Here is a 6,439-nt window from a genome sequence, read left to right as displayed (position 1 = left end):
TTCAGTTTACGCAAGTCTTTTAGGTGAGAGAATAGATAAACATAAAACGGATGTATTCTTAGTTAACACTGGTTGGATTGGTGGTGAGTATGGAACTGGATCAAGAATGAAGCTAGCTTATACAAGAGCAATGGTTAGCGCTGCTCTTAATGGCACGCTTAGTGGAACTGAGTATACGCAGGATCCGATATTTAAAGTAGATATTCCTAAAGCGGTTCCAAATGTTCCTTCAGACATATTGAATCCAGAAAATACATGGGAAGATAAAGAAAAATATACTTTAAAAGCTAAAGAATTGGCGTATAAGTTTTCTGTGAACTTCAGTAAATTTAAAGGAGTTTCAGAAAGTATAAAAAAAGCTGGTCCTGTAGCTTAAGGGACATTCAAAAATGACGATTAGAAAGTTCTGCTGTAACAAGCAGCGCTACTGGTTACACAGTAACGTTTGATCGTCGTTTTTTTATGTGAATTTTTCTGTAAATATGATATACTCATTAAATAAATGTTAATTTATTAGGCGTCCTAAAAAGATGACAAATTAAAGATAACACTGATATTTTAAGTGGGGTAAAGGGGGAATTATGAGAAAGAATAGTATTCTTTACAGAATTTTTATTTTTATTATTGTTATAATAGCAGCTATATTTCTTTGGAATATTAAAGCTAAGAATGATTTTGGTAGCAAGAAAGACGGTTTAAGTATTACTAAATGGGATAATTTTTATAGTGGGGATAATATTCATTTTTATTATTTAACTACTCAGAATGAAAACTTATCAAATATTAAAGTAAAATATGGACTAGATAAAATTATAGATGCTAAGGCCGATCAACTTGATAATGCTATAAAAATTATGGGATTTATTAATGGAAAAGTGAAAGCCAAGAGTACTTCTATGAACAGTGATAAAAACGCATTAGAAATAATGGAGGTAGCGTTTGATGGAAGTGAAATATCAGATAGTGATTATACTACTGTGTATGAGGAATGTTTAGCTTCTGTTGGAATAAGCGCTAGGCGGGGAGTATTACGAAACATTGATAATGAAGTTAGCGGAAAATCATATTTTAATGTATGTGAAATATGGAGTGATAAATACCAGAAGTGGATAATGATAGATGGTGTCAATGGATGTTATATGAGAGATGGCACGACTCCTTTAGGTGCTGTTGAAATAATAAACAAGGAAATAGGAAAAGTTCAAATTGCTCTTTTAGAAGATGCTAGCAAATATATAAAAAATATGTCAAATTACTATGAAAGTTATAGTATATCTGTGGATAATAATAAATATGGTGAATTAAAAAGTAATTCGAAAATTACTTATTTGAAAGAGAAACTGCTTCCTAAGATAGAAACAAAGGAAGGATTTATAGAGCCTACTATTTTTGTTAATAATCCGAAAGTGTTTAATACATCTCCGAAAATAGAATATGTGAATACAGCAGCTGAGAAAATACCCACTTTGATATTTGCAAAGAAGGATTTGAAAAATGACACAAAAGAAGTAGAAAACTTTACTATTGGAGCATTTATGAATAGCTATATGCTTACTAGTTATTTTATAAGCATTAATGGCAGTGACTATATAAAAGTAGATACTTTTTTTGATTTACAAATCATTAAAGGAACAAATTCTATTAAATTATCACAAGATGGTGAAACACTATCTAGAGAAGTTGTAATAGAAAAATAAACAATTTAACAATAATATATAATTCTAATTATATTAATTACTCAATATAGTATAATGGAAAAGATTTTATAAATTATTGTTTAAGGAGCGGATATTACATGGATTTGAACATTATATTGGTACTAAAAGCTATAATAATAGCTATCGTGGAAGGGATAACAGAATTTGTTCCTATTTCATCTACAGGACATATGATCATCGTGGGAAATATTATAAATTTCAAAGGTGAATTTGCAAATCAATTTGAGGTAGTCATTCAATTAGGAGCTATTCTTGCAATTATAGTTTTATATTGGAATAAGATATGGGGCTCGGTTGTGGCGTTTTTTCAGGCAAAGCCATCAGGTATTAAGTTTTGGACTAATATTATAGTTGCATTTATACCAGCTGCAGTCTTTGGTCTTCTTCTAAATGATAAAATAGATGAATATCTTTTTAATCCGGGTACAGTAGCTTTGGCTTTGGTAGTTGGTGGAATTCTAATGATTATTATAGAAGGTAAATTTAGAAATAAGTATACAACAAAAAATATAGAGCAAATAAGTATGAAACAGGCATTTAAAATAGGGTGTTTTCAATGCTTTGCACTATGGCCAGGTATGTCTAGGTCAGCATCTACTATAATGGGTGGTTGGATTTGTGGCGTTTCTACTGTTGCTGCAACTGAGTTTTCATTCTTCCTTGCTATACCAACTATGGTTGGGGCTACGGCATTAACACTATTTAAAAGTGGAATGAATTTTAGTACTGGGGAAATTATTACTTTGGTTATTGGATTTGTAGTGGCTTTTTTAGTTGCATTAGTAGTGGTTGAAAAATTTGTTACGTATTTAAAGAAAAAACCTATGAAGGTTTTTGCTATTTATAGAATAATTATTGGTGTAGCATTGCTATTATTAATTAACTTTGGTACTATTTCATTATAAACAATAAATAATAATTTTCTGACAATTAAAGCTAAAGAGTGATTTCTTTAGCTTTAATGAATTATTTATATCTATATATGTTTAGTATTTATTAATATATTAGTAGGCCATTACATAAATTGGGTAATCGTATACTTTTGTATTCTGAATATGCTACATTAATAATTGTACTCTGCTACACAATATAGTGTAAATCTGTAATGTTTTTTATTATTATAGGTTAATATATTCAATTTTATTGTATTATTGTTTATTCTGTATGTTATTTGTGAACTATTGAGAATAGTTCATTAATAGCAGGATATCATTTATATTTACAACTGTAAGGTGTATAATATACCAAATAGAGTTTGGGGGAATGTATATGGCACACATAATAAAAAAGATAGGTGTATTAACAGGTGGAGGAGATTGCCCAGGGCTAAATGCTGTAATTAGGGCTGTTACCCGTAACGCCATTTTAAATTATGGGTACGAGGTAGTTGGTTACAGATTTGGATATAGAGGATTGTATAAAAATGAAACTGTACCGTTAACGTTAGAAACGGTCTCAGGAATTCAACATAAAGGTGGAACTATATTATATAGTTCTAATAAAGACAATTTGTTTGATTACACTGTTGAAGAAAATGGCGTAAGTGTGAAAAAGGACGTATCAGATGTAGCAATTGAAAACATGAGAAAAGAAGGCGTGGATGCTCTTATAGTTATTGGAGGAGACGGTACGCTTACAAGTGCTAGGGATTTTGGCAGAAAAGGTGTTAAGGTAATAGGAGTTCCAAAGACTATAGACAACGATTTATCATCTACGGATGCTACTTTTGGATTTAATACTGCAGTAGATGTAGCGGTATATGCACTTGATAGACTTCATACTACAGCTGAATCACATCATAGGATAATGGTACTCGAAGTAATGGGTAGAAACTCAGGATGGATAGCACTAGAGTCTGGAATTTCAGGATCGGCCGATGTAATATTAATACCAGAAATAGAGTATGATATTAATAAAGTTGTTGAAAAGATAGAAGAACGTGAGCTAGAAGGCAAATTATTTAGTATTGTTGTTGTTGCAGAAGGTGCAAAAGAAATAGGCGGAGATGTTGTAATTAGTAAAATAGTTGAAGATAGTCCCGACCCAATAAGACTCGGTGGAATAGGCAACAAATTAGCTTATGAACTAGAACAACTTGTAAAAAATCATGAAATTAGATGTACAGTATTAGGTCATATCCAAAGAGGTGGTATAACATCATCTTATGATAGATTGCTTGCTACTAGGTATGGCGTGGCCGCTGTAGATTTGATTAATACAGGGAAATTTGGGAATATGGTTTGTCTCACAGGAAATAAAATATCTTTTGCTCATTTAGAAAATGTTATAGGCGATACGAAAAATGTAAATCCGTGTGGAGAATTAGTTAAAGTAGCTAGAAACATTGGGATCTCATTTGGCGATTAATAAAATTTTTAACTTTTAATGACATTTTAGAAGGAGTATAAATCTCTTTTTCAAGGCGTTAATTAATTGTTAACTAGACTAGAGAAAAGCAGGAGGCTATTATGAAATTATTAAAAAAATTTTTAGAGACAAGAAAAGGCACTTACAGTTTTTATTTTGAAGAAATAAAGAGTGGATATCGTTATGGAGTAAATGAGAATAAAAAAATGTTATCAGCTGGATGTATAAAGTTACCATTAGCTATTACACTTCTTAAAGAAGTGGAAAATGGAAAAATAGATTTACAAACTAAAATTAAAATCGAAGCAGAAGATAAGGTTCATAGTAAAAGAGGAATAATACATGAATTTTCAGGAAAAGAATATTCTATAATTGACTTATTAATAGCTATGCTTATACAAAGTGACAACACTGCTGCAAATAAATTAATTGATATTTTAAGTATGGAAAGAATAAATGAATTGTTTGAAGAGATGGGGCTTATAAACACAACTTTGAAAAGGGTTACAACAGGGGTTAAATTGGAGCAGGATGAATTAGAAAATACTACTAGTAGTTTTGACTTAAGTCAGTGTTTTAAAATGTTATATCTAAAACAATACTTAAATGAGGAAAATAGCGATTTGATTATAAATATATTAAAAAAACAACAAGTTACAAATAAAATACCTTTTTATATACCAAAGCAGATTCAAAGCAATCTTGCACATAAAGGGGGTAGTCTCGAGACTGTTGAAAATGATACGATATTAATGATGATTCCAAAGGGACAATTTATTTTTACAGTAATGGCTAATGACTTACCTAATAATGTTTATGGAATGACTACATTATCTAGGGTTGGAAAAATGATGTGGGACATAATAGACAAAGATTGGGAGTAGAGTATTAAGTTCTCCTGCGTGCCTTGCAATGCGAACTTGAAACGGGCAATTTAATTTGTAATTCTAATCTTTTGCGAATATAAAATTCTCTAGCACTCACATTCGGCGTCCTGCCTCAGGTTCGCTAGCTTGCCGTCCTGGCAAGCTTACGAGAATTTTATATTCGCAAAAGAAGAATTTCTAAATCAAATTTCAATGTTTCTGCGTTTCTTATTGCAAGTCACTTCGGAGAAAATTAATACTGGTGTGGATGGTCCCCTACGGGGCAAGGAAGAATGATGGGAAAATAGAAATGAATGAGGAAATTAAGAGGGAATTAAGAGAGAATATGTTGACAAAGTTAAAAATAGGCATTATACTTAGAAAGTCGTCATAAGACGATTGCATATGGGTCTATAGCTCAGCTGGTTAGAGCGCACGCCTGATAAGCGTGAGGTCGATGGTTCGAGTCCATCTAGACCCACCATTTTTGTTTTTCGGGTTAGATAAAGGATATTAATGTAATGATACTTTAAAATAACTGGCTATTATGCTGGTTATTTTTTTATGCTTAAATATAAATAACTAGAAAACTTAAAACTTACATTATATATAATTTTTTGAATTTGAAGATTGATATTAGTGGGTAGAGTAGAATTAACCAACTATAAATACAATTAGAATTAATAGAAATATTGAGATGAGGTAGTAAAATATGTTAATAAGGGTGTTTGGAATTATTTATTTAGTTCTTGGAATTTGGGGACTAATCTTCAGCATTAAAAATATAAGAAATATGCCGGTGGCAATATTTGGTATGCCACAAGAAAAATATGAAGTTACAAACAAAGAAAAATTTAATTGCATTATGGTTAAGCAAAGTTTCATATTATCAGTATATATAATATTCATTGGGATTTTTGGAATTCTAACAAATAATTCGATTTCACTTTGGTTAGGGTGTATTGCCCCAATTGTTAATGTTATATTTAGGTTCATAGCAAAAAGATATATTAAAACGAGTTAATTAAATATTATAGTATGTATTATATCAATTTTAAGGAGGGGTAGCGCTAACATTGTCTGATAATGTTTGCACCACCTCTCCTTTGGAAGCCCTATAAGGCTCAGTTTCCACCAAATCTTTTTGTGTTTATACCATCGCTTATCAGTACAATGTCCTTATTGAAATCAGTTCTGTATATAATACAATTTATCTTTTTAAATTTATCTAAGGTTTCTTTATTTGGGTGACCGTAACTATTGTAAAATCCAGAGCTTATAACTGCAATTTTTGGAGAAACACTATTTAAAAATTCTTGTGAGGTTGATGTTTTACTACCATGGTGTGCAACTTTAAGCACCTGAGCCTTCAGATTGTATTTCTTATTTAAAATTTCCTGTTCAGCTAGGGTTTCTACGTCACCCATAAATAAAGAGGTTGAATTTTTATAAGATACTTTTAGTACACATGAGTAATTATTAATATTT

Annotated in this window: 6 protein-coding genes, 1 tRNA gene and 1 pseudogene; 7 read left to right on the top strand and 1 reads right to left on the bottom strand. The window is 30.8% G+C overall.

Annotated features, from left to right (window positions below):
- From JJE11_RS12370 to JJE11_RS12340, 7 genes are all read left to right on the top strand, one after another.
- A partial coding sequence (locus tag JJE11_RS12370) for a phosphoenolpyruvate carboxykinase (ATP) (protein ID WP_291636046.1) occupies nucleotides 1-376 on the top strand: 376 nt, incomplete at its 5' end.
- A 205-nt stretch (nucleotides 377-581) separates the two neighbouring features.
- Nucleotides 582-1,697, top strand: coding sequence for a hypothetical protein (locus tag JJE11_RS12365; protein ID WP_291636044.1), 1,116 nt, complete (start codon nucleotides 582-584; stop codon nucleotides 1,695-1,697).
- Between the two features lie 98 nt (nucleotides 1,698-1,795).
- Complete coding sequence (locus tag JJE11_RS12360; protein WP_291636042.1) at nucleotides 1,796-2,623, top strand: undecaprenyl-diphosphate phosphatase; 828 nt, start codon at nucleotides 1,796-1,798, stop codon at nucleotides 2,621-2,623.
- 364 nt (nucleotides 2,624-2,987) lie between these two features.
- Nucleotides 2,988-4,085: a 6-phosphofructokinase gene (locus JJE11_RS12355; protein ID WP_291636041.1), complete on the top strand. Its 1,098-nt coding sequence runs from the start codon at nucleotides 2,988-2,990 to the stop codon at nucleotides 4,083-4,085.
- A gap of 101 nt (nucleotides 4,086-4,186) precedes the next feature.
- Nucleotides 4,187-4,969: a serine hydrolase gene (locus JJE11_RS12350; protein WP_291636039.1), complete on the top strand. Its 783-nt coding sequence runs from the start codon at nucleotides 4,187-4,189 to the stop codon at nucleotides 4,967-4,969.
- A 389-nt stretch (nucleotides 4,970-5,358) separates the two neighbouring features.
- A tRNA-Ile gene (locus tag JJE11_RS12345) sits at nucleotides 5,359-5,435 on the top strand.
- Between the two features lie 228 nt (nucleotides 5,436-5,663).
- Nucleotides 5,664-5,975, top strand: coding sequence for a hypothetical protein (locus JJE11_RS12340; RefSeq protein WP_291636037.1), 312 nt, complete (start codon nucleotides 5,664-5,666; stop codon nucleotides 5,973-5,975).
- 100 nt (nucleotides 5,976-6,075) lie between these two features.
- On the opposite strand, the pseudogene JJE11_RS12335 reads toward JJE11_RS12340, so the two are convergent.
- Nucleotides 6,076-6,439, bottom strand: a pseudogene (locus JJE11_RS12335) (MBL fold metallo-hydrolase); the annotation flags it as partial.

The organism is Clostridium sp. (assembly GCF_016650095.1).
Taxonomy (GTDB): domain Bacteria; phylum Bacillota; class Clostridia; order Clostridiales; family Clostridiaceae; genus Clostridium_AD.
The sequence above is the reverse complement of the archived record's forward strand: the minus strand, read 5'-3'. Positions and strand labels throughout refer to the sequence as shown.

What these genes read in the sequence shown, in the direction of transcription:
- JJE11_RS12365 (WP_291636044.1), top strand. Translation starts at nt 582, where the DNA reads ATGAGAAAGAATAGTATTCTTTACAGAATTTTTATTTTTATTATTGTT.
- JJE11_RS12360 (WP_291636042.1), top strand. Translation starts at nt 1,796, where the DNA reads ATGGATTTGAACATTATATTGGTACTAAAAGCTATAATAATAGCTATC.
- JJE11_RS12355 (WP_291636041.1), top strand. Translation starts at nt 2,988, where the DNA reads ATGGCACACATAATAAAAAAGATAGGTGTATTAACAGGTGGAGGAGAT.
- JJE11_RS12350 (WP_291636039.1), top strand. Translation starts at nt 4,187, where the DNA reads ATGAAATTATTAAAAAAATTTTTAGAGACAAGAAAAGGCACTTACAGT.
- JJE11_RS12340 (WP_291636037.1), top strand. Translation starts at nt 5,664, where the DNA reads ATGTTAATAAGGGTGTTTGGAATTATTTATTTAGTTCTTGGAATTTGG.